Annotated in this window: 21 protein-coding genes; 5 read left to right on the top strand and 16 right to left on the bottom strand. The window is 59.7% G+C overall.

Annotated features, from left to right (window positions below):
• Nucleotides 1-27: 27 nt before the first annotated feature.
• Nucleotides 28-1590, bottom strand: coding sequence for a lipase family protein (locus QP995_RS03620; RefSeq protein WP_049170527.1), 1563 nt, complete (start codon nt 1588-1590; stop codon nt 28-30).
• Nucleotides 1591-1841: 251 nt separating this feature from the next.
• Between QP995_RS03620 and cobG the strand changes: the two genes are divergently transcribed.
• From cobG to QP995_RS03595, 5 genes are all read left to right on the top strand, one after another.
• Nucleotides 1842-3017: a precorrin-3B synthase gene (cobG, locus tag QP995_RS03615; RefSeq protein WP_224784079.1), complete on the top strand. Its 1176-nt coding sequence runs from the start codon at nt 1842-1844 to the stop codon at nt 3015-3017.
• Between the two features lie 11 nt (nt 3018-3028).
• Nucleotides 3029-3679 carry a precorrin-8X methylmutase gene (locus QP995_RS03610; protein WP_147721694.1) on the top strand — a complete coding sequence of 217 codons (651 nt, stop codon included), beginning with the start codon at nt 3029-3031 and terminating at the stop codon, nt 3677-3679.
• Between the two features lie 3 nt (nt 3680-3682).
• Nucleotides 3683-5296, top strand: coding sequence for a precorrin-3B C(17)-methyltransferase (gene cobJ, locus QP995_RS03605; RefSeq protein ID WP_070653057.1), 1614 nt, complete (start codon nt 3683-3685; stop codon nt 5294-5296).
• Between the two features lie 372 nt (nt 5297-5668).
• Nucleotides 5669-6193 (top strand): hypothetical protein, encoded by a 525-nt coding sequence (locus QP995_RS03600; protein ID WP_141753118.1) that lies wholly within the window; start codon nt 5669-5671, stop codon nt 6191-6193.
• Nucleotides 6174-6479, top strand: coding sequence for a hypothetical protein (locus QP995_RS03595; protein ID WP_070653059.1), 306 nt, complete (start codon nt 6174-6176; stop codon nt 6477-6479). The genes QP995_RS03600 and QP995_RS03595 overlap by 20 nt, the downstream gene beginning before the upstream one ends.
• Before the next feature lie 24 nt (nt 6480-6503).
• On the opposite strand, the gene QP995_RS03590 is transcribed toward QP995_RS03595, so the two are convergent.
• The 15 genes from QP995_RS03590 to QP995_RS03520 all read right to left on the bottom strand — a co-directional run bounded on the left by QP995_RS03590 (nt 6504) and on the right by QP995_RS03520 (nt 23707).
• Complete coding sequence (locus QP995_RS03590; protein WP_070653061.1) at nt 6504-7244, bottom strand: cobalt-precorrin-6A reductase; 741 nt, start codon at nt 7242-7244, stop codon at nt 6504-6506.
• A complete protein-coding gene (gene cobM / locus QP995_RS03585; RefSeq protein WP_005510735.1) occupies nt 7232-8005 on the bottom strand; it encodes a precorrin-4 C(11)-methyltransferase in 774 nt (257 codons plus the stop codon). The genes QP995_RS03590 and cobM overlap by 13 nt, the downstream gene beginning before the upstream one ends.
• Before the next feature lie 46 nt (nt 8006-8051).
• Nucleotides 8052-9278, bottom strand: a complete 1227-nt coding sequence (gene cbiT / locus QP995_RS03580) for a precorrin-6Y C5,15-methyltransferase (decarboxylating) subunit CbiT (RefSeq protein ID WP_070546140.1) — start codon at nt 9276-9278, stop codon at nt 8052-8054.
• Complete coding sequence (locus tag QP995_RS03575; protein ID WP_070602640.1) at nt 9275-10039, bottom strand: SDR family NAD(P)-dependent oxidoreductase; 765 nt, start codon at nt 10037-10039, stop codon at nt 9275-9277. Before QP995_RS03575 ends, cbiT begins: the two co-directional genes overlap by 4 nt.
• Nucleotides 10040-10071: 32 nt before the next feature.
• On the bottom strand, nt 10072-11187 hold the full coding sequence (locus tag QP995_RS03570) for a M24 family metallopeptidase (protein WP_053093005.1): 1116 nt from the start codon (nt 11185-11187) through the stop codon (nt 10072-10074).
• Nucleotides 11188-11276: 89 nt separating this feature from the next.
• Nucleotides 11277-14063 carry a DEAD/DEAH box helicase gene (locus QP995_RS03565; protein ID WP_284852914.1) on the bottom strand — a complete coding sequence of 929 codons (2787 nt, stop codon included), beginning with the start codon at nt 14061-14063 and terminating at the stop codon, nt 11277-11279.
• A 24-nt stretch (nt 14064-14087) separates the two neighbouring features.
• Nucleotides 14088-15314 (bottom strand): twin-arginine translocase subunit TatC, encoded by a 1227-nt coding sequence (gene tatC / locus QP995_RS03560; RefSeq protein ID WP_065421641.1) that lies wholly within the window; start codon nt 15312-15314, stop codon nt 14088-14090.
• Between the two features lie 18 nt (nt 15315-15332).
• Nucleotides 15333-15644 carry a Sec-independent protein translocase subunit TatA gene (tatA, locus tag QP995_RS03555; RefSeq protein ID WP_049170543.1) on the bottom strand — a complete coding sequence of 104 codons (312 nt, stop codon included), beginning with the start codon at nt 15642-15644 and terminating at the stop codon, nt 15333-15335.
• Nucleotides 15645-15718: 74 nt separating this feature from the next.
• Entirely contained in the window at nt 15719-16750 is a 1032-nt protein-coding gene (locus QP995_RS03550) for a helix-turn-helix transcriptional regulator (RefSeq protein ID WP_049170545.1), read from the bottom strand.
• A complete protein-coding gene (locus QP995_RS03545) occupies nt 16750-17778 on the bottom strand; it encodes a helix-turn-helix transcriptional regulator (RefSeq protein ID WP_049189894.1) in 1029 nt (342 codons plus the stop codon). The genes QP995_RS03550 and QP995_RS03545 overlap by 1 nt, the downstream gene beginning before the upstream one ends.
• A gap of 43 nt (nt 17779-17821) precedes the next feature.
• Nucleotides 17822-19282 carry a Pup--protein ligase gene (gene pafA / locus QP995_RS03540; protein WP_191620922.1) on the bottom strand — a complete coding sequence of 487 codons (1461 nt, stop codon included), beginning with the start codon at nt 19280-19282 and terminating at the stop codon, nt 17822-17824.
• A 69-nt stretch (nt 19283-19351) separates the two neighbouring features.
• On the bottom strand, nt 19352-19546 hold the full coding sequence (locus tag QP995_RS03535) for a ubiquitin-like protein Pup (RefSeq protein WP_005510795.1): 195 nt from the start codon (nt 19544-19546) through the stop codon (nt 19352-19354).
• Nucleotides 19547-19607: 61 nt separating this feature from the next.
• Nucleotides 19608-21185, bottom strand: coding sequence for a depupylase/deamidase Dop (gene dop, locus QP995_RS03530; protein ID WP_049170549.1), 1578 nt, complete (start codon nt 21183-21185; stop codon nt 19608-19610).
• Entirely contained in the window at nt 21178-22755 is a 1578-nt protein-coding gene (arc, locus tag QP995_RS03525) for a proteasome ATPase (protein ID WP_126108030.1), read from the bottom strand. The genes dop and arc overlap by 8 nt, the downstream gene beginning before the upstream one ends.
• 109 nt (nt 22756-22864) lie before the next feature.
• Nucleotides 22865-23707 (bottom strand): tRNA (adenine-N1)-methyltransferase, encoded by an 843-nt coding sequence (locus QP995_RS03520; RefSeq protein WP_126108029.1) that lies wholly within the window; start codon nt 23705-23707, stop codon nt 22865-22867.
• Nucleotides 23708-23719: the final 12 nt, after the last annotated feature.

The following is a 23719-nucleotide window of genomic DNA, read 5'->3' as shown; positions in this document are numbered from 1 at the left end:
TCCATCACTCTACTGCAGGGGCTATTGCTAGAGTTCCAGCGATTGCTCCGCCGGCTGATCTGGGAAGTGGGACCAGAGGAAGTCGGTGGCATTAGTCAGTTCCGCGAGCATCGGAACGATATGGTTAATGCCCGTCTTCGGTAGCACCGGTGAAGTCGTGTTTTCGACGTACTCCAGGTCGGTGAAGCCGAGATTCAGCCAGGAATCGCGCAGCTTGCGAACCTGGTTGATGGGGATGATGTCATCATGCTCACCCGAGTAGAGGTACACCGGCGCATTTGGGACGAAGTTGCCGACGCGCTGGCGTGCGAGTTCCTTCTGTACCGGCTCGTAGCGCTTAATCATCTCGCTGAGTGACTCACCGCTAGTCGTGTACTGGTCAGTGGTTTCAAACGAGTGATGGAAACCCAAGCCACCCGCGCAGTAGTTGCCCACGTTGTCCAGCAGTTCTTTGCCTTCGGGGCTGATTTCTTCCTTGAGGACTCGGCGCAGCTCCGGATCCTTATCCAGGACAGAATTGATTGCCAGTGCAATCGCGGCGGTCAGCGTAGTGCCATCAATCTGGTCGAGGACGTTTGCGAGATCGGACGGCGGGCCGCCGGCGGCAGATGCGGCGACGTTGAGCTCTGGAGCGTAGACACCTGCACGCTCAGCGGCTGCAGCGGCTGCGGAGCCACCCTGGGAGTAGCCATAAATTCCCACGGGCGCATTTTTGTCCACGCCGAGCTCGTGTGAGGCAGACACGGCATCAAACAGCGACTGTGCCGAGGCGATGTTGTCGACGTAGTCCTGGTTACCCTGGGAATTGCGGTGGTGGTCGATCATCACCACAGTCGCGCCTCGCTTCAAGTTCGCGACCATCGGGATCGTCTCGTATGGAGCAATAATGTCCAACGGACCGAACTCAATCTTTAGGCCGGTCTGCGAGGATACCGAGGGGTCGCACTTTTCCGCGCCACCCTGCGTGCCCGGCGCGATTGCGACGACCGGACGCGGACCGCTGCCCTTCCACTCCGTCTTCGGCGTCACCACAAGGGCTGTGTCCACACTGGGATTTCCGAGGGAATCCGTGGAGTTGTAGTGAATACGCTTGGCATCCACATTCCACAGCTTGTCGTTCACCATCATCTCGGCATCCTCACTGCTGACCAGCATGCCGGCATTTGCCGTGCGCGACGGGGTCAGCGGCAGAGAATTCAGCGGAGAGGCTGCGGCCACGCGAGCCTGTTCCGGGGTCAGCTGCCTGCCTGCGCCCTCGCTACCAGACTCCTCATCGTCTTTCTCGATGCCGAGTAGCCTCTCCATATTCGGGTTCGGTACATGGCCGAAACCAGGCAGTTCGCGGTTTGCGCTTGACGACGACACCTTATCCGCCAGCCCACTATCCGATAGGCCCGGGATGTTTAGTGGCTGTGCGTTTGCAGGTGTAGCCAGGCCGATGGTCATAAGACCTGCTAGCGCTACCCCGATTCCCGTTCGGATTGTGCGACGGTTTCGTCGTGAAGCAGAGCGTGTCTGTGTCGAGGCACGGCCGGTGCCGACGGTGTCGTGTGCCTCGTGCGTGAGTGCTTCAGCGTCGTGATGTGGCATGAAATCTCCTGAATAACCCCAGATTGAAAACCCAATGAAAACTTCCCTTAATTCAGAGGAAGTTAGGTTATGAAAACAATAAGGTTTTAAAAAGGTAGATCGGTGGATTTTCAGTGAAGAATTTGTATGTTTTTGCGGAGGGGTATGAAAACTCCACTTCAGGATGGTTTCGTTGGGCTGGAAAGGGGCTGGATAATGTGCCCCTGTTTTCGGGGGCTCAGCTCTGTGTGTGTTTGCGTATTCTTGAGAGTATGACTGCATCTGATCAAGGAACCCGCACTCGTCAGGACGGCTGCCCCGGCACCCGAAAGGTTCATATCGCAGCTGATGGCGCAATTGGTCGCCTTCGCTTCCCCGGAGGTTTTCTCCCCGCGCCGGGCTTTGCCGTACTCGCCGATCTGGCCGAAAACTTCGGTGATGGCGATATTCACTTCACTTCCCGCGGCAATGTTCAGATTCGTGGCATCACCAACACCGGCGCATTCGCCGATGCCGCAGAAGAAGAGAAGCTGGTTCCCTCCACGAGCCACGACCGCGTGCGCAACGTTCTTCAGTCGCCACTGTCCGGTCGCGTCGGCGGTAATGCTGATGTCCGCGACTTGGTTCAGGATTTCGACGCGGCGCTCATTGCGGAGCCGTCTCTGGCAACACTTCCTGGCCGCACGCTCATGGCTTTCGACGACGGCCGTGGTGATGTCCTTGGTGAGCGCCCCGACTTCGGCGTTGTCGCCCACGATGAGAACACGTTCGAACTCATCATTGGTGGCGCGACCTCGGGGCTTATTGTCTCGCGTGACGACGTCGTGGAGGCCCTCATCACCACAGCCAAGGTGTGGAATGACAGCCGTGGCTCGGCCTGGCGTATCGCCGAAGCAGATGCGGCCGAGCGCGTTGCTGATGGCCTAGTCGAGGAACTGGGCGAGCGTGTCCGTCGGCAGGAGCCGACCCCGGCTGAGAACTTCGATGCCACCGCCGGGCTGTCCCGCCAGATCGGTTGGATTGACCAGCCGGATGGGCTGGTTAGCCTGGCCGCTGGCCTGCGCTTTGGCGTCCTCCCGGCGCGTTTGGCCCGAGCTATCTCGCACACGCAGGTTCCAGTCCATATCACTCCGTGGTATTCGCTGATTCTGCACGATTTGGAAGAGGAAGTTGCCGAACAGGTCGTCAAGGTATTGGCGCCCAATGGCCTGATCTTCGACCGGAAGTCCACCTGGCTGCGCGTCAGCGCCTGCACCGGTCGCCCCGGTTGCGAAAAGTCGCTGGCTGACACCCGAGGTGATGCCGCTCATGCAATTGCCGATGACCGCCTGCCCGAGGGCCGCGTGCACTTCTCCGGTTGTGAGCGCCGCTGTGGCAAGCCCAAGGGCGGTTACTTCGACTATCTCGCCACTGGGGACGGAGAATACGAAGTCACTGCTGTGGACTAGGCTTTAAGCCTATGAAGCGCTTTGAGTACAACACCGACGGTGCGGATATTTATCGCAACTCATTTGCCATCATCCGCGAGGAAAGCGACCTTTCCCGCTTCGACGCCGATGAGGAAACCGTCGCTGTCCGAATGATTCACGCAGCAGGTCAGACCGACCTGGCCAAGGACATCGTCTTTTCCACGGGAGCTGTGCGCGCAGCTCGCCAGGCTCTCGAGGAAGGCGCTCCTATCTTCACCGATGTCAACATGATCGCCTCGGGCATTACCCGCAAGCGCCTACCTGTTGACAACGAAGTCATCTGCTTGCTGCGTGATGAGCGCGTCCCCGAACTGGCCCAGGAACTCGGCACCACTCGCACTGCTGCTGCCGTGGAGCTGTGGAAGCCACGCCTTGAGGGCGCGGTCGTCGCCATCGGCAACGCTCCCACTGCCCTCTTCCACCTGCTCAACCGCATCAATGAGGGTTCCTTCCCCATGCCCGCTGCCATTTTGGCCATGCCAGTCGGCTTCGTCGGTGCCGCGGAATCCAAGCAGGCCACTATCGACTCCGGTGCCGACAACCCGGAGCTGAAGTACATCACCGTCACCGGTCGCCGCGGCGGCTCGGCTATCACCTGTGCTGCCCTCAATGCCATCGCCACCGCAAAGGAGATTCTCTAAACCATGTCCGGCTCCTACAGCGCTCAGCCTGGTCATCTCTACGGCATCGGACTCGGCCCCGGCGACGCAGGTCTCATTACACTTCGCGGTGCCGACATCATCCGCACAGCCGATGTCATCGCCTACCATGCCGGAACTCACGGACGTTCCACGGCGCGTTTAATCGCGGCCGAACTGATTGACGCGCGTGACGACGCTGCCGTGGAAGAGCAATTGCAATACCCGGTGACCACCGGGCGCCCGGCCGACTACCGCGAGCAGCTCGCCGGTTTCTATGCAGAGGCCACTGCTCGCCTGCACAAGCACTTGGCCGAGGGACGAAGTGTTGCAGTGCTGTCGCTCGGTGACCCGATGCTCTATAGCTCGTACCAGCATCTGCATCACGCCCTCAGTGAGGACTTCCCCACTGAGATTGTCCCTGGCGTGGCCAGCATTACTGCGGCGGCAGCAGAGATTGGCCAGCCGCTCGGCGAGGCTACCGAAATCGTCAGCGTTGTCCCAGCCACTGCAGATTCCGAGCGCATCGCTGCGGTTCTTGATGCCTCAGACTGTGTAGTCATTATGAAGCTGGGGAAAAACGTTGAGAAGGTTCGTACAGCGTTGCAGGCCGCGGGCATGCTCGAGCGCGCCTATGTTGTCGAGCGAGCAACCATGAGTGAGCGCACCAGCTACCCGCTGGCCGACGCTGACCCGGAGAAAGTTCCGTACTTTGCAGTAGCCATCGTGCCTTCCGCTGTCTACGGCACTGAACGGAGTGTTTCTGGGGTTCCTAATGCGCCAGCTGATGATGCAGCGACCGGTGCAGGCACCGATACAGCAACTGAGTCGGCCACCTCAGCGGTCGGTGAAGTCGTAGTTGTCGGCCTGGGCCCGGGTGCTGAACGCTGGACTACCCCAGAAGTTACCGAGGAACTGGCTCAGGCGACAGATTTGGTGGGCTACTCCACCTACATCAACCGAGTTCCTGAGCGCGCCGGGCAGCGCCGCCACCTCTCTGACAACCGCGTTGAGGCAGAGCGAGCCACTATGGCGCTGGATATTGCCAAGCGCGGCGGACGCGTCGCGGTGGTCAGCTCCGGTGACCCTGGAGTCTTCGCCATGGCGGCCGCAGTGTTGGAAGTCGCTGACGATGATATGTGGCGAGACATTCCCGTACGAGTCGTGCCCGGCATGACTGCGGCTCAGGCTGTCGCAAGTCGGGTGGGCGCTCCCCTTGGCCATGACTTTGCGATGCTCAGTCTCTCCGACAGGTTGAAGCCCTGGGAAGTCGTCGTTAAGCGAGTGCGTGCCGTAGCCGGAGCAGACATGGCGTTTGCTGTCTACAACCCGGCGTCCAAATCGCGGAGATGGCAGATCCGAGAGCTACGTGCATTGGCCATGGAGTACCGCGAACCAACAACGCCGGTAATTGTGGCGCGGGCAGTCGGCTCGGAGCAGGAAAACGTCACCGTGACCACGTTGGCGGAGTTCGATCCGGACGTCGTCGATATGCGAACAATGGTGATTATCGGTTCGTCGTCGACGAAGGCGTATCGTGCCGGCAAGACCACTCGGGTCTACACCGCACGTCACTACGGTGAGGGCGGCACGAGTGGAACTGGCGGGTTGCTGCGTTAGTTTTGGGGTTTTCCAGCGCACATTGTCGCTATTAAATACCGGAGCGTGAATTGAAAGGAAGATTATTTACGCTGGCCGCGGCAATTTGAAAAGTGATATTGCTGAATCGAGATTTAGTGTTCAGTTGCAAATATGGTTCGTTTGGCCCAAATGCCTACCACTTTTGTCTACCCCTTTCTTGGCGGAGATTGCTTATCTAATCGGATGATATTTCTGAGCATAGCTCATTTACAGTGTTATGCTCGGGGCGATCACCGACATAAAAGGAGGTTTAGGTGATAGGGAAAAAAAGTTCTTTTATTGGAATCTGCCCTTATTTTAGCGGGTATCATCTTTTCACCCGTTGCTAGCGCTGAGGAATCTGCACGTCCCGTGGCAGCTCAGGCTGAATCACTTTATAGGGCGATTGATGAAGGTCGCCTTTCGATGGCGGAGTTGGATAACCACCAAAAAAGCCTTCTGCGAGCCTATACAACTCCGGGTGAGTTGATTGTAAAACGATTGCCACAGCCGTCGAATCTTTCAACGAAGCTTTTTGCGCAGGGCGGGGCTGACTACTGCCGAAAGGATGGTGCCCGGTTTGAGCAAAAGGCTGTTATGGGTAACACCCTATACACTTACTGGCAGACTGTTGAAATCTGCGGAACCCCAGGTAAAAAGATTAAGAATGTCAAAGTTCTTGATCACGGTGGGGAAACCAGTACTCCTACATGGTCGTATAGGGGTTCGGCCTCGAATCCAGCTTCGTATGCTGTAGGGGCAGGTTGGTTCGTGCGAACTTCGGAGAACTTTGAGCAGTCCATTGTGGTTGACGGCATTGGGGCAGGTCAAAGGACGGTCTGTATCTCAGCGACTATTCGACCATCTGGAGAATATAATGCAAGCGAAAGGTGCTAATAATAAAAGAGTGCCGGGATTGATTGACTGGGGATTTCAGATTCTTGCAGTCATTCTTTTTGTGGCGGGGGTCTATATCGCGTTTCCAATTCCATTTCTAACTGGAATTTATGGTCTGTTCGAGGCCAAAAAAGCCGAGGATGAATATCGTCGACGATGGATTACTTTCACATTAATTTCTGTTATCCTGACAATCGCTATGTTTATCGCATGGCTGATATTGAGTCCTTCTGGTGGAATCGAGCAGGTCCCCACTGAGCAAACAGAGTGGCAGCCTGTGCGGTAAGTTAGTTCACACCAGAATTAGCCGCTATGCCCGGCGGATGACGGCGTTGTACGCCTCATCCACCGTTGTGGCGACGGTGGCGATATCCGCGCCGGGCAGCTGTGGACGCTGCACGATAACGACTGGCTTTTTCAGGTCTCGAGCTGCCTCAATCTTGGCGTAGGTAGCGGCGCCACCGGAGTTTTTGGTCACCACGCAGTCCACGGCGTAATCCCGCATGAGCTTGCGCTCCGCTGCGACATCGTAAGGCCCACGGCTGAGAATAATCTTCCGATTCTTGGGCAACGGCGGCGCGGGCTGTTCCACGCAGCGAATGAGGTAACGGCCGTTGGAGTCATCGGCAAATGGGGCAAGCTGCTGACGGCCAATAGTGAGAAACGGGCTGTAGAAACGGTCGGCAACAACGTCCGCGGCCTCCTGCATGGAGGACACCTCAATCCAGTTGTCGCCGGGCTGCCTCTCCCACGCAGGGCGATGCAGCGCCACGAGCGGAAGACCGGTGGCGCGGGCAGCTTCAGCGGCAGATTCGCTGATTCGCTCCGCATAAGGATGCGTGGCGTCGATGATGACTTCGGTGGCATCGGAGATCAGCCATCGAGTCAGTCCTGCGGGACCGCCAAAACCACCGATGCGGACATTGCCGACGGGCAGCTTGGGGTTGGATACGCGACCGGCCAGTGAGGAGGTGACAAACCAGCCCTCGCCCACTAGGCGCTTGGCCAGGGCGCGAGCCTCAGCAGTTCCACCCAGAATTAGTGCACGCATGGAATGGTCCGTCCGTGTTCATCGCGCGGGCGATCATCGCTGTAGAGGTAGCTATCCGGGAACGCCTCGGCGGTTAGTACCTTGCCGACAATGATGACCGCTGTACGAGTCACACCTGCATCCTTGACCTGCTGCGCAATATCAGAGAGCGTGCCACGGAGAATAACCTGTTCCGGACGGGATGCGAAAGCTACCACTGCCACCGGGCCGTGCTCACCATAATGCGGGGTGAGCTCCTCAACCACACGGTCAATATCGTGGGCGGCCAAGTGAATGCACAGGGTCGCGCCCGTGCGACCGAAGTTCTCCAAGGTTTCGCCCTCCGGCATCTTGGAAGCGCGCCCGGAGATACGAGTCAGCACCACTGACTGACCAACGGTTGGCACCGTGAGCTCGTGGCCCAGAGCGGCCGCCGCCGCGGAAAATGCCGGCACACCCGGAACGATTTCGTAGTCAATGCCGAGCTCGCTGAGACGACGAACCTGCTCTGCCAGCGCCGACCACACCGACGGGTCGCCGGACTGCAGGCGTGCGACATCCTTGCCCGCCGCATGCGCTGCCTGAATGGTCTCGATGATGGTATCCAGCGGCATACGCGCGGTATTGATAATCTCTGCGCCTTCGGGACAGTTCTCCAGCACCTCAGGCGGGACAATCGATCCCGCGTAAAGACACACGGGACAGGAGCGAATAAGCCGGTCCGCACGCAGCGTCAGCAAATCCGCTGCCCCCGGGCCTGCACCGATGAAATACACAGTCATTGTGAGTTACAGAGTCCTCAATATTTTCTAGACAAAGAAATTACGTCTATGGTAGCGCAGGCTCTACTGGCTTCACCGCCACCCACTGCACCACCGGCAACGCAGGGCGCCACGCAGTGAAACTGCCGACTGCACCTGCGCGCTCCACGGAAATCCGGGTGACATCCCCGCCATAGTCGCGACGCGCCTGCCACAGCAGAGCCTCCGACTCCAGCGTCACGGTGTTTGCGACGATGGTGCCTCCCGGGGCAAGGCGTTGCCAACAGGTTTCAATCATTCCGTCAGCAGTGAGACCTCCGCCGATGAAAATGGCATCTGGGCGAAGATTCGAGTCTGCCAACACCGCTGGTGCCGCTCCGTGGTGGACGGTCACATTGCCAGACAGAGCCGCCACATTCTTAGCAATTCGCTCTGCACGAACAGCATCGCGCTCGAAAATTTCCGCACGTCCGCCGTGCCGAGCCCACTCAATGCCAATCGAGCCCGTGCCACCGCCGACATCCCACAGCAGAGCTCCCGGCCGCGGATCCAGCGCAGCGACCGTCATTTGGCGAATCGGCGCCTTCGTCAGCTGGCCATCCGAATCAAAGTCATCGTCGCGCAGCCAGCCGCGCGCGCTTCCCGACGGCTCCACCGCCAGCACCGTGAGGTTTCCAGCTGCAACCGGTGGGTTCGCCACCGTGCCTTTGGCAACGGACTCGGGCATCCCTGTAGCTTCCGTGCCGCCGAGATTGGTCAGCGCGGTGAGCTTGGTGTCTGGGCGGTCGGCTAAAACCGTAGCGACCTCTTTTACTGAGTCCGCGTTTCGGCACAGCACCAGGAAGGGCCGCATCGAATCCGCTACCGGTACCACACGCGCGGCTCCAGGTAGCCCCGGCTCCCCTGTCACCAGCGAAATCACCGGAGTGCCATGCAAGGGCCAGCCGAGGTAGGCGCAGGCCAATGAGGCTGACGATGGCGCTGGAATAACCTCCACGGCGCCACGGCCGAGCTCCCGAACTAGGGACGCCCCTACACCGTGGAACATGGGATCCCCACTGGCGAGGATGACATCGACTGCGGGGTCAATATCTGCCAGGGTGGCCTGCCAGTCCTTCCAGAAGCCACCTGGCCAAGGTGAGAGGTCGGCGTCCAGGTTGACGTCGGCAAGCAAATGGAGCTGACGGGGAGAGCCAATGATGCGGCGAGCCGACGACAACGCATCGACAGCGCGCGCGGATAGACCAGCGTACCCGTCGCAGCCGATGCCGACGACGCGAAGCTTTGGGCTCATCGGGGCATCTTCCGCCAAATCCAGCGCGGAGTCAGATGTGTGGCGCGGGCGAGCAATGCCAATTTGCGCGGAACCCAGACGTGGGGCTTCCGACCGTCGAAAGCGGTGACGGCGGCCTCAGCGACTTCGGCGGGGCGCGAGGACATCGGTGCCGGCTTCATGCCTTCGGTCATGCGGCCGATGACGAAGCCAGGCCGGACAATCGTCAGCTGAATATGGCTCCCGTGCAGGCGGTCCTGCATGCCCTGGAGGAAACCATCGAGACCGGCCTTCGCCGAACCGTAGACGTAGTTGGCGCGGCGCACGCGGGCACCTGCGATAGAGGAAAAGGCCATGATGCGGCCCGCAACCTTATCGCGCACAGGCAGCGTGCCGGCGGCGATGTCGGACTCCATGCGCGCGACAATCTCAGTGAGAATCGACGCCTGTGCCGTGAAGTCGGTATGAATGACTGCCGCAGCAGCCTCGCCGGACTCCTCACACTTCCGTTGATCACCGAGGATACCGAACGCGACAATCACCGTGTCGATGGGACCGTGCTGCCAGGCGTGCTCGACGAACTGGCGGTGTGCCGCGATGTCATCGGCATCAAAGTGGATGCGGTGCACCGCGACGGCACCGGAGTCGATGAGCCGACCGGCAATGCCGTCGAGCGCCTCAGTGCGGCGCGCAGCGAGCGTGAAGGTGTTGTGGTTGGCCAGTCGCGCGGCAACTTCCCCGCCGATCTCGCTGGTGGCACCAAGAACGAGTACGTGTCCCATGCGCTAGAAAATACCTTTCCTCTAAACCTCGATTAGACGGTAATTAAATCGTGCGGACCATTATTGACCGATTCTCCGCCGTCTTCGGTGACAACGATGATGTCTTCCAGCCGCATACCGAACTCACCCGGCAGGTACACACCCGGCTCCACCGAAAACGCCATGCCAGGCTCGAGCTTGAGCTCATTGCCAGCCATAATGAACGGCTCTTCATGCGTGGACAGGCCAATGCCATGACCAGTGCGGTGAATGAAGTACTCGCCGTAGCCCGCAGCGGTGAGGCTATTACGCGCAATCGCATCGATCTCTGCAGCCGTCACACCGGGGCGCACCGCCGCCACGGCAGCTTCCTGCGCCTTGCGCAGAGCCGCCCACGCTGCAGCTTCCTTCTCCCCCGGCTTGCCGACGACATAGGTGCGCGTGCAATCGGAGTGGTAGCCAAGCGGCAAGGTGCCTCCGATATCGACGACCACCACGTCACCTTCCTCGATGACGCGGTCGGAGAAATCGTGGTGCGGATTCGCGCCATTTTCAGCGGAGCCGACAATGACGAAGTCAATGGCGACGTGCCCCTCCTCCAGGATGGCAGCCGAGATCTCGTCGGCGACCTCGCTCTCAGTGCGACCTGCGCGCAGCATGCCCGGCACTCGAGCGTGAACGCGGTCAATAGCGGCGCCGGCCTCGCGCAACTGATCAATCTCAGCGGCGTCCTTGCGCATGAACAGTTCCTTCAGAAGGTCTCCGGCCAACACAGTCTTGGCTCCGGTGAGATCCTGGATAGGAATCAAGTGGTCAGCGGTCAAAGAGGCTCCCACTGCGAGGGTGCCCACGTGGCCCACCAAGTCGGCGACAATGCGGTGCGGATTCTCTCCGTCTTCCCACAACACCACATCGGCGTTGAGATCACCGATTGCACACAGCGGCAGATCCCCGCGCTCCACGGCGGGCAGTACCAGTGTGGTGGTGCCGGATGCAGTGACCACCAGCGCCGTCAGGCGTTCATGCGAAGTGACCGCAGAACCAATGAGATACTGCAGGTCAGCGCCGGTTCCAAAGACTGCAGCGTCTGCATTGCGGCTGCGGAGAAGCTCCGCAGTGCGATCCAGACGCTGCTGATAGATGTCAAAGCTAAAGATACCGTTGCTCATAGTTGCCAACTGTACCCGTCGGCCTGTGCCCGTCGCCGGTTGAGTGGCCTCGGGGCGGCGAGGCTTCGGCTGACCAACGTAACCGGCAACTAATTGTTCAGCGCCACTACGCCCCTGCGAATCGCCTGAATAGCTTCGGCGGAATTGTCGCGAATCTCCGTGGAGTAGCCGGTCTTCTTAATCTGCTGCAACAGATCAATGACCTGACGGCACCAGCGGACAAAGTCGCCCGGGGTCAGCTCCGCGCCGCTTTCGGCCGCTGCCTGCAGGCAGTACCCCAACGGTGCGCCCGCAGTCCACTGATGAATCGCCGTAGCAAAAGCCATATCCGGCAAGTCCGTCAGCGGCAGCCGGTAGCGGCGCTCATCCTCCGACAGTTCCTCCCAAATGCGATAAGTATTCCCCAGCGCCTTGGCCAGCGGCTCGGTCGGCACCTCGTCACTGCCTTGGCTGGCCTTGCGGTTTTCAAAGACCAAACTCGACACCGCACCGGCCAGTTCCGCGGGGTCCAGATCATCCCAAATACCGCGGCGCAGACACGTGGCCACCAGCAGATCCGAGCCGTTGTGAATCTGCGCCAGCCGCAGGCCTTCCTCGGTAATTGTCGGCTCCGCGCCCTCCGGCCATTCGACGTAGTCCATCTGTGTTAGCAACTGCAGCATGCGGTCGAATGTGCGCGCTAACGTATCCGAGGCGGAATCGACGCGCTTTTGCAGCTTGGCCACATGCGCCTCGGCCTGCCGTAGCGTATCGGCGTGACGAGCCATCGTCTCCACCGCAGGATCGCCATGTAGCGGATGCTCGCGCAGCTCCTGTCGCAGCTTCCTCACCGCCGGCGAGTTGCCACCAGTGCGACGCTTCAGCCGCTTTGGTCCCTTTAGCCCCTTGCGGCCAATCTCTGCGCGCACAATTCCGAGCGCACGTCGCGGATGCCGGTCCGCATCCCGAGGCAGCTTAATCGCGCCGACCGTCTGCGGCGCCGCTGGGAAGATATGCGGCTCTACACGCCCCACGAACCCGCCGACACTGATGACACCGGGACGTGGATTTGACTTCGAATGGTCCTCTCGGTACACCACCGCCAGCTGCACCTTCTTACCCTTCGGCAGCGGAATAACCTCGCCTCGACGGAGTCTGCGCAGCGCGGTCACCGTTTCTGTGTGGCGGTCTTCAATATTGCGGCGCTTGGCGTTCTTCTCCTCCTGGGTCAGCTTCGCGCGCAGATCCAGGTACTCAAGCATCTGGGTCAGGCGCTCGTCGTCACGCGAACTGCCTTCCTCGCTTGACGACGACGCTTCAGCCTCCGACCCTTCAGCGTGTGCGTCGGCTCCCCTGCCGAGCAATTCCGCACGCAGGGCCGCGGCTTCCTGCTTGGCCTTGGATAGTTCGGCGGCAACTCCGACGATGTCGCCATCCGCCTGGAACTGGGCGAATGAGCGCTCCATGACGCGCTTCGAGCCTTCGTAACCGAGCGTCTGCAGGAGGTTGACGCTCATGTTGTAGCTCGGCGCGAAGGTGGAAATCAGCGGATATGTGCGCGTAGATGCCAGCCCTGCGACAGCCTTCGGATCCATTGCCGGGGCCCACTGCACCACTGCGTTGCCGACAGTGTCGATACCGCGGCGGCCAGCGCGACCGGTCATCTGCGTGTACTGACCCGGCGTGAGATCCACATGTGCTTCGCCGTTGAACTTGACCAGCTTCTCCAGCACGACCGTGCGGGCAGGCATGTTGATGCCCAGTGCGAGCGTCTCGGTGGCGAAGACGACCTTGACCAGGCCTTCGTTAAAGAGCTCTTCGACAATGTGCCGGAACGCCGGCAGCATGCCCGCGTGGTGTGCCGCAAAACCACGGATGAGAATGCGGCGCCAGCGCAGGAAGCCGAGAACCTGCAGATCTTCCTTCGGAATGTGTGCAACACCGTCATCGATAATCTTGGCGATGCGCTCCTGCTCATCCCGGTCAGTGAGCTCTGCGCGCGTAGCACCGACCTGCGCCAGCGCGCCTTCGCAGCCCGCGCGGGAGAAGATGAAAACGATCGCGGGCAGCATGTTCATGGAGCCGAGCATGCGGATAACATCGCCGCGCTTCGGCGGGCGGAACTTGCGCTGCCCCTTATCGCCCCAGCTATACGAGCGTCCACCGCCCTTGTGCTTTTTGTACTGGTAGCGCTCCCTGGCCCCAGCGTCGCCGTAGCCGAACTCGGCACGACGGCACGCCTCCAACAGGTCCTGATTGACCTTGTCCGACTTCGCCTCGAAAAGCGGATAGAGCCGGTTTCCCACCAGCATGTGCTGATGCAGCGGAACCGGGCGCAGATCCGTGACAATGACGTCCGTGTGCCCGCGCACCGTGGACAGCCAGCGGCCGAACTCCTCGGAGTTGGACACCGTCGCGGACAAACCGATGACGGCCACGGACTGGTCGAGGTTCAAAATAACCTCTTCCCAGACAGCGCCGCGCTCGCGGTCTGCGAGGTAGTGAATCTCGTCCATCACCACATGCGTGAGCCTCTTCAGCGTCGGCGAGTCCGCATAAATCATGTTGCGCAGCACCTCGGTGGTCATCACCACGATGTCCGCGTCGCCATTAATAGAAGTGTCGCCAGTGAGCAGGCCTACGCGGTCCTCGCCGTAGTCCTCGATTAGGTCGTGGTACTTCTGGTTGCTCAACGCCTTGATAGGTGTGGTGTAAAAGCACTTGCCACCGCGCTCAAGAGCTGCATAAATAGCGAATTCGCCAACAATGGTCTTGCCCGCACCGGTGGGTGCACAGACGACAACGCCCCGCCCTGCCTCAATTGATTGGCAGGCGCGGAGCTGAAAGTCGTCAAGATCGAAATCCTGTTGGCTGACGAAATCGCCGAGAAGAGTCATGCCTCTAGAGTGTCATAAACCGCGCTAGAGAACATCATCAAAGTCGCTCGTCGGACGATTTCGCAAGTCCTGCGTCGGCATCGGAGTCTCCGGAATCATGCCCTGTGGCCGTGGTGGACGCGAATTGCGAGTAGGACGCATCTGGGATGCCCGCGTCGGCGTCGGCGCGTTCACTGGCGTGGGGCCAGAGACCGGAGAGGTCGTCGGGGCCGCTGATGCCGTCGGCATGCCGCCCGGCTGAATCGACGTCGGCGCACTTACTGAAGTCGGGGCGTCAATGCCGCCCACATCACCGATACCGCCGGCGGAGCCAATCGGGCCGGACGCTGTAATGGGTCCGGAGCCTTGCTCGTCATCGACGTCCAACCAATCAGGTCGCTCATTTGCTTTACGACGGTCATGGAGACGACAAATCTGGATTGCGATTTCCACCAGCAACGTCAGTGCCGTTGCCATTGCGACCATGGATATTGGTTCCTGCCCCGGAGTCATGAAGGCCGCAAAGATGAACAGCGACATAATGATGATGCTGCGCTTGTCCTTGATGCTTTCGTAGGTAACGACACCGGCCATGTTCAACATGACCAGGAAAAGCGGAACCTCAAAGCTCACGCCAAAGCAGACGATGAGCGCCAAGAGGAAACCGAAGTATTGCGAACCGGTGAGTGCAGAAATTTGCGTCTCTTCACCAATCTGGAGCAAGAACTCCAGACCGATGGCGACAACGTAGTAGGCCAGGACGGAACCCATGACAAACAGCAGCGCGGCGGCAGTCACAACTCTGCGCGTGGTGCGGCGTTCCTTCCGAACCAAGCCGGGAGTGATGTAGGCCCAAATCTGGTAGAGCCACCATGGCGACGACATCACCAGACCGGCCAGCGCACCGACCTTCAGTCGCAGCATGAACATTTCAAACGGACTGGTCGCCAGCAGACGACACTCCGCGCCCTCACCGCCGCCGAGACGCATCTCGGGTGGAAGCTGACAGTACGGATCCTTGAGCAACTCACCCAGGGACTTAAAGTGCACAGGGCCAACATTGACCGAGGTAAACGGTATGCGGAACTGACCAATGGTAAAGGCGGTCTGATACCAGATAAAGCCCACAACAGTGCCGACGGCAATACCAGCGAGGGCGAGAACGAGGCGACGCCGGAGCTCTTGAATGTGCTCGACAATAGTCATCACGCCCTCGGGATTGCGCCTACGCTGGCGCTTCCGAGGACGTGATGTGGATGTAGCTGAAGTCACGCTTCAACCGGCCTTCTACTACTGCTGCGGCTGGCCAGGGTTGTTCTGGCCAGGCTGCGGCTGGTACGGCTGCTGCGGCTGAGCCTGCGGTGCCTGCTGCTGGTACTGCTGCTGCGGCTGGTACGGCTGCTGTGGCTGGGCCTGCGGAGCCTGCTGAATTGCAGCCTGCTCCTGGTGCTCGTCATCGTTGCGCATTTCCTTGACTTCGGACTTGAAGATACGCATGGAGCGGCCGAGCGAACGTGCGGCATCCGGCAACTTCTTTGCACCAAAGAGCAAGACAAGAACGACCAGGATAATGATGATTTCCCAGGGACCTAGGTTCGGCATCCGCTTAGAGACCTTTCAAATGAATACAAATACAAGTGGCAAGTTGCCACATCGTGCGCGATTTAAGCTTTGATTTAAGCCTTGTCGTTTCGACCATACTCTGCCAAAGCTTCGCGGGCTCGCGCAACAACGGCGTTTTTCAATTTTAAGGGCTCAGCGACCGTTACGCTCGGTGAACGGCGGAGCACAAAGGAGACTGTTGCGGCCAAGTCGGACATCGGCACGTCAGCGACAAATTCCGACTGCCCTAAGCCTTGGTCAGAGACCAGTTCGGTATCCTCTTCTTCTCCCTCATCTTCAGTAAAGAAGACCGGTTCATAGTCTGCGATCCAGGTGGCGTCGGCGTCGATAAGCACACTTGCCCATTCGGACGTTCCCGTTTCCGCACCAAAGGCGTGGGGATCACGGATATCGACAGGCTCGGGGCGGTGGAAACCGGAGGGAGTGTCGAGGACCTCGGCGGCCTCCAGGCGGTCGACGCGGAAGCTCTTCTGACGACGGTCTTCCTGCGCACGGTCGACAGCGCGGAGATACGTCGTGGATTCAACTGTATAAACGTTGACACAGTCAAGCTCACGGACTGTAATCTGCCCTGAGGCATTCCGGTAGCGCACCTTCAACACCTTGCGCTGATGCAGCGCGGAATAAATCTGCTCAGAAAAGGAAAAGGCCTTGCCATTTTCCGCAGCGGTCGAGTCAATGATGGGGACGTTTATTCCCAGAGCACTGCGTAGTTTTGTCGCGGCCGTCTGCGCGGCCTCGGAGGAAGTGGTGGCTGCGGAGTCCTCGATGGTTTCCAGGATGAGCAGCAAGGTCGCGGTTTCTTCGGCTGTGAGCGCACGTGGCTGGCTGAGCACCGTTGCCTGAGGGCGAATACGGACATCAAAGCTGTTGCGGTAATCAACTTCAAAAGCCCGCACTCCGAGGAGTCCCGGCTGGTCAATATCTGCAATCTGTTCCACGATTGCCCGAATTCGGGCAAAAGGTATGGCCAGTTCGGTAGCGGCCTCTGTCATTGAACGGTGCTGCGAAAAGTACGGTACGACCGCCAACAACTCGTCGACACTGACACCTGCGTCCAGTTCCCGGGCTGCATGCACTGTCATTAGTTGCCCTCCAAAGCGTTCTTCGCACCATTCGAACCGCCATGGCGAGCGAGTACCTGCTCCAACCGAGCAATAATCTCCGACCGTGCCTCTTCAGGTGATTCCACAATCAAATCCGGTGCGTAACTCAAACCTGTGGACACAATCTCACTCACAGGTGCCGCTGGCAGCTCGTAGCGCCCATCCCCCAACGCGGTCGCTTTCATCACCACATCAGCGCAGGTATTCGGAGCGATACGAACAACCGCCTGATAGGTCTTGCCACCGCGGTGCAACATGTTTTCCGCAATCTGTTGCAAGTCACCATCGGGCATTGGCTGGGTCGCCGACGTCCCTGTATCCGACACATCGCGGATACGGCTGAGCCGGAACATACGCGCGGCCTCACGCTGCGGATCAAAGCCCAACACATAAAAGCGCCCGCGCAGGTTAATCAGACCCCACGGCTCCAGCATGCGCAGTTCATCATCCACGCCGTACTGGCGGGAGTACCACATCTCCACTGTCCGGCGCGGCGAGGTCATCGCGGTCAGCAGTGTGCTGAAATCCACTCGACTCATATCCACCGCATCGGCCACCACCACCGACTCATCCGGCTTCGCAATGGCGCTGCGCTGCGCAAACGATGCGAGCTTCCGCCACGCCGCCACAGCCGTCGAGCTCAGCTCCTCCGAACCAAACGCCGCATTCGCCGCCTGGAAAACCACCGAAGCCTCCGCTTCAGTGAACTCGGGGTCGTGCTGGGGCCACCGTAGTCTGTTCAGGCGCAGACGTTTGACCTTATCGCCCGCGCTTGACGACGAAACCTCCACCGGGACCCCGGCTGCCAGGAGTGCCGCGGTGTCCGCACGTAAATAACGAGCCCGGGAATCCTCGGAAACACGGGAGTAACCCTCGACATGTTTGGAGATCCACGACTCGCTGACCCACCCGGTGTCGTCGGCAAGCGCCAACAGCAGCTGAACCTGACGTTGGTTCTCACTGATCGCAGCGGATCCGGGGTTTTCCGATACCGGTGAGACAGACACGACTGTGGGGCTCCTTTTCCTGGGGCAGTTTCCGGGGACGGAACTAGTTATTCGGATCCGTATCCGAGGTCTTCTTCGCGGCCGTCAGAATCTCGATCATCTCATTGACCTCATCGTTTTCCGTGGCAAAGGGGTCGCCGAGCATAGTGGAGATGGGATCGTCGCCGGAGATTTTCAGGTGTGTCCAGTCCACTACGGTCTTCAAACTGGAGTCTTCGGCTGCAACGAGGAAATCACCGCGCAGCTTCGCACGAGTAGTTGGCGGTGCGATGCGGACCGCCTCAGCGACCTGCTCATCGGTAATCCACCGCGAGGCAATACCACGGGCTTCCAGCGCGCGGAAGATGCCTCGGCCGGGACGGATGTCGTGGTAGGCCAAGTCGATTTGATGAAGCTTGGGGTCCTCCAGCGTTAGACCGCGGTCCAGGTAGCGCTTCATGAGCGAGTACTTAATGGCCCAGTCAATGTCGTGCTCAATGAGAGACCAGTCACCGGTTTCCACGGCATCGAGCGCGCGACCCCACAGCTCGACAATGCGGCTCATTTCTTCGTTGGACGTGCCGGCACCGGCAATGCCCTTGTCCTCGTTGACCATGTTTTCTTCGCGGACCTTCAGCCACTCCGTCGCAGCGTCCAGGAACTCGCGTTGAATCTGCAGTGCGGTGGCAGTTTCGCCACTTCGCAGTGGAATCTCGGCCTTGCCGGTCATATCGCGGCTCACCGCACGGATGGACTTGATTTCGTTGGCGACTTCGAAGTCCGGCAACTTCACGCCGGCTTCAATCATCTCCAGTACCAGCTGAGTGGAGCCAATTTTGAGCGCAGTCGTCGTCTCACTCATGTTGGAGTCGCCCACGATGACGTGCAAGCGGCGGAATCGGTTGGAGTCCGCGTGTGGCTCATCGCGAGTGTTAATAATCGGCCGGGAGCGCGTCGTTGCACTGGAGACGCCCTCCCACACATGATCCGCGCGCTGCGAGAAGCAGTACTGAATCGGATCGTTGTGATACGGCGAGGTTGGGTACGGCAGGAAAATCTTCCCCGCGCCACAGATGAGCTGTCGCGTAACCAAGAAAGGTAGCAGCAGCTTGGACAGGGACTTCAGTCCCAGTTCACGTCCAACCAGGTAGTTTTCGTGACAACCGTAGGAGTTACCGACGGTATCAACGTTGTTCTTCAGCAGGTAGACCTTGCCACCGATGCCCTCGTCGGCAAGCTCTGCTTCAGCCTTTTCAGCGAGTTCATTCAAGATGACCTCGCCCGAGCGGTCGTACGCTACCAGCTGCGAGACCGAATCGCACTCAGCGGTAGCGTACTCCGGGTGGCTTCCGACATCGAGGTACATACGACCAGCATTGGGGGTGAAAATGTTGGTTGCCCCGTACTTAGCGATCACCGGGCGGAACATGTAGCGGGCAATCTCATCCGGTCCCAGACGGCGCGAGCCATCCAGCGTCAGAGTGATGCCGAACTCGGTCTCAATACCGGTGATGCGTCGGGTCAACGCCTGTGCCGGTACCGGTGTCGGCGTTGCTTCCGGCTCCTGCTGCCCTACCTGCTGGTCAGTCACTTTTTACTGGCCACCCTTCTGGACATACGAACGCACGAACTCCTCGGCGTTGTTCTCCAGCAGACCATCAATTTCATCCAGCAGGTCGTCAGCAGCTGCAACGTGCTCCTGAGCCTGACCGCCGCCAGCGACCTCGCCGAACTCTTCCTCGTCGCCTCCGCCGGAACCGCCGCCGAAAACCTGAGTGTTACCAGCCATGATATTGCTCCTTAAAAATGAACTTTTGAGTATTACTGCTCTATTACTGCACTATGTGTGCCTATTGTTCGCGGATAGCCCCGAGAGTACGCAGATGCTCAACCACCTTGGCCACTGTCTCCGCAGACTCCAACACGTCACCGCATTCTGCGGCAGTGAAACGGTCAACTTCATCCAGCGTAATGTAGGCCAGCGTAATTCCAGGCGACTCCACGTCACGAGTGCTCCGATACACCCCCGCGGTGTCCACCACCAAGCTGGTCCAACTGCCCGCGACGACATCCTTGCCAAAGCGGCGCAGAATGCCACCGCGTACATACGCACGCGTAGACTCCGGTGCGTATTCAACCGCTCGGTCGACTTCTTCCTCGGTCACGAGTGTGCGCATCGAACCGCGGCGCACCAGCGCATGGTACAGCCCACGAGCAGGGTCAATATCCGAGTACTGAATATCAATCAACGCCAACTTCGGGTGGTCCCAGCCCGCGCCCAGGCGGGTACGCAGGCCCTCCATGAGGTTGTATTTCGCCACCCAATCCAGCAGATGGGCTGCCTTGCGGGGGTCGTCGGAAAGCACGTCGAGCACTTCACGCCAGAGCTTGACGACGTCGCCCTGCTGGTCGTAGCTCTCCACGCGACGCAGGTACTCGTACTGCATTTCCACTGCGGACATCCACGTGACATGGTCTGCCAGCTGCAGCTTCTCGGTGCAAGTCAAGTCTCGGGAGACCTTATGGACGGCCTCGACGGGGTTGCGGAGCTGCAGGTCGTCGAAACGCACGCCGTCCTCGATGGCGTCGATGACCAAACCTGTGGTGCCCAGCTTGAGGAAGGTGGCGACCTCGCTCATGTTGGCATCACCGATGATGACGTGCAGGCGGCGGAAGCGATCGGAGTCTGCGTGTGGTTCATCGCGGGTGTTGATGATGCCGCGGTTCAAAGTGGTCTCCAGCGAGACCTCAGTCTCGATGTAGTCCGCGCGCTGCGAAATCTGGAAACCCGACTCCTGCCCCGTCTGCCCCAGACCCACGCGACCAGCGCCCGTGAACACCTGGCGGGTGACGAAAAACGGCGTCAGACCGGCGACGATGTCATCGAACTCGGTTTCTCGGGAGAAAAGGTAGTTCTCGTGGGCACCATACGAGGCGCCCTTGCCATCGACATTGTTGCGGTAGAGCTTCAGCATCGGACCTGGATTGCCCTCAGCATCGGTGGCTTCGGCGGCAAGCTGAGCTGCGCGCAGCATAATCTTGTCACCTGCGCGGTCAGCGATAACCGCCTCGCGGGCGGTTGCCGTCTCCGGTGAGGAGTACTCCGGGTGCGCGTGATCGACGTAGAAACGGGCACCATTTTGCACCAGCAGGTTTGCAGCGCCGACGGCATTCGGGTCAACAATCGGTGGCTGGTGGTAACGGCGCAGGTCGAAACCACGGCTGTCGCGCAGTGGCGACTCTGGTGCGTAATCCCAGCGGATGCGCCCCGACAGGCCCTCCTCCTGCTCATGCGCGAAAGCGAGCACGGCCTGCGTGGAGGTGAGAATTGGGCTGACATCCGGGTTGTCCGGGCTGGAAATGCCGTACTCAATCTCCGTGCCGAAGAAGCGGTTCGACTGTGCAGAACTGGCGGCGGATTTAGCCATGGCGAATCACCTCGACCGAGGCAACGCGCGCCGCTGGACGACCGGAGATGCGAGCCCACTCATCCGGGTTCGAGGTGTTTGGCAGGTCCTCGTTCTGCGCGAACTCCTCCGCCACTGCAGACAGCAGGTGATCCAAGCTAATACCAGCCTCGCCGCCAGCGATAACCGACTTGATGGCGGACTTCTTCGCACGGTCGACGATGTTGGAAATCATCGCGCCGGAGTTGAAATCGCGGTAGTACATAACTTCGCTGGTGCCATCGGCATAGCGAATCCGCACGTACTCGTTTTCTTCCGTCTTGGCGTACATCCGCTCAACAACCTGGTCAATGAGGTGTGCGACATTCTGCTCCACCCCACCGCGCGCTTCCACCTCGGCTGCTTTATACGGCAGCTCTGGAGTCAAGTACTTGCGGAAGATATCCTTCGCCGCAGCCTCATTCGGGCGCTCAATGCGGATTTTCACATCCAAGCGTCCTGGGCGCAGAATTGCCGGGTCAATCATCTCCTCGCGGTTGGTGGCACCAATCACGATGACGTTTTCCAGCCCCTCCACACCGTCAAGTTCACTGAGCAGCTGCGGGACCACTGTGTTTTCCATATCCGAGGAGATGCCCGAACCACGAGTGCGGAAAATCGAGTCCATCTCATCGAAGAAGACAATTACCGGCTTGCCATCCTCGGCAATGTCGCGAGCGCGGTCAAAAATCAGGCGAATCTGACGCTCGGTCTCACCCACGAACTTGTTCAGCAGCTCCGGGCCCTTGACATTCAAGAAGTACGATTGCGCCCGCTGCGCCTCCGCCTCGCTCTTGCCTCGGGATAGCGCAATCTTGCGTGCCAACGAATTAGCCACAGCCTTGGCAATCAGCGTCTTACCATTGCCGGGAGGGCCGTAGAGCAGCACACCCTTCGGCGGACGCAGGTTGTACTGTTCAAACAGTTCTGGCTGCAGGAACGGCATCTCCACGGCATCGTGAATCTGCTCAATCTGACTGTCCAAACCACCGATATCCGTGTAGGTGACATCCGGTACCTCTTCCAGCACCAGGTTTTCCACCTCGGACTTCGGAATGACCTCAAACGCATAGCCCGACTTGCGGTCAATCATCACCGAGTCCCCCGGCTTCGGCGACAAATCCCCCGCCAGAGACACCACGAATTCCTCACCGTGAGTATCCGAGGCCAAAATGCGCTCCCGATCCGGCAGCACCTCACGAACATTGGCGATGTCGCCGCTTTCCGGATAACCGCAGTCCTCCACGATTATCGAGCCCTCATTCAGACGCACCTGCGCACCCGGCCGAAGCGCCCGCTCATTAATCTCCGGCTGCACCCGCAGGCGCATCCGTCGATTTCCGGTAAAAACCTCTGCGGTGCCTTTCTCCGGCCCCGGCTTAAGGAAAATACCGTACGTGCTAGGCGGCTCCAGCATGTCCTCCATGTCTTGGCGCAGTAGCTCTAGCTTGTTACGGGAGTCCCGCAACAGCTCAACCAGGCGATTATTACGAATGCCGAGGTTGTAGTTCTTCTGCTCAAGATCACGGATTTTGTCAGACGGCGTTGTCATGTATCCCAGATTACCCATAGGGCCAGATGCCGTTGTTGCTTGGTCGATTTAGACCGTGTGTCGCATCACGCTTTACGACGGCTACACCTCCCAGCGCGAAGCGGCGGGTCTAGAGCTTCTTTTGATTTCGTCGCTGTGGGCGCGGAGGCACCGTGCCGTCGGCAAGCCTGCGTGCCCACACCAGGAATGCGGTATGCGCCTGCATACGGTGCGCCGGGCGGACGGAGAGATCCTGAACATTCCAGTCGCGGACCAGGGATTCCCAGGCGCGTGGTTCGGTGAAGCACTTCTGCGCGCGGATGCCCTCCATGACTTTCATTAGCTGCGGAACAGTGGCGACATAGACCATGAGCACGCCGCCAGGCTGAAGCACCTTCGAGACGGTATCCAGGCATTCCCACGGAGCGAGCATGTCCAGAATGACTCGGTCGACCGGGCCGCCGAGCGACTCGATGGAGGCCTCGTTGAGATCGCCCAGGCGCAAGTCCCAGTTGTCGGGCTTGTGACCCATGAAGTCGACAACGTTGCGTTCCGCGTGCTCGATGTGGTCCTCGCGGACCTCGTAGGAAATAAGCTGCCCGTCAGCGCCGATGGCGCGGAGCAGGTTGAGGCTGAGCGCGCCGGAGCCAGCGCCGGCCTCCAACACGCGCGCACCTGGGAAGATGTCGCCCTCGACGATGATCTGTGCAGCATCCTTCGGGTAAATCACCGCAGCACCGCGCGGCATGGACAGGACGTAATCGACCAGCAAGTGACGCATGGCCAGGTAGACGGTGCCTTCGCTGGAGGTGACGGTGGTGCCTTCCTTGGCGCCGATGAGGTCGTCGTGGAGGATGGTGCCGCGGTGAGTGAAGAACTTGCCACCCTCCTCGAGGATGACGGTGAAGTGGCGATTCTTCGAGTCAGTCAGCTGGACTCGGTCGCCGACTTGGAATGGTCCGCTCAATGCCATAGGTGTGTGGGC

Origin of the sequence: Corynebacterium sp. MSK032 (genome assembly GCF_030232065.1) — a bacterium.
Lineage (GTDB): Bacteria > Actinomycetota > Actinomycetes > Mycobacteriales > Mycobacteriaceae > Corynebacterium > Corynebacterium jeikeium_D.
This window is presented reverse-complemented; position numbering and strand designations above follow the sequence as displayed.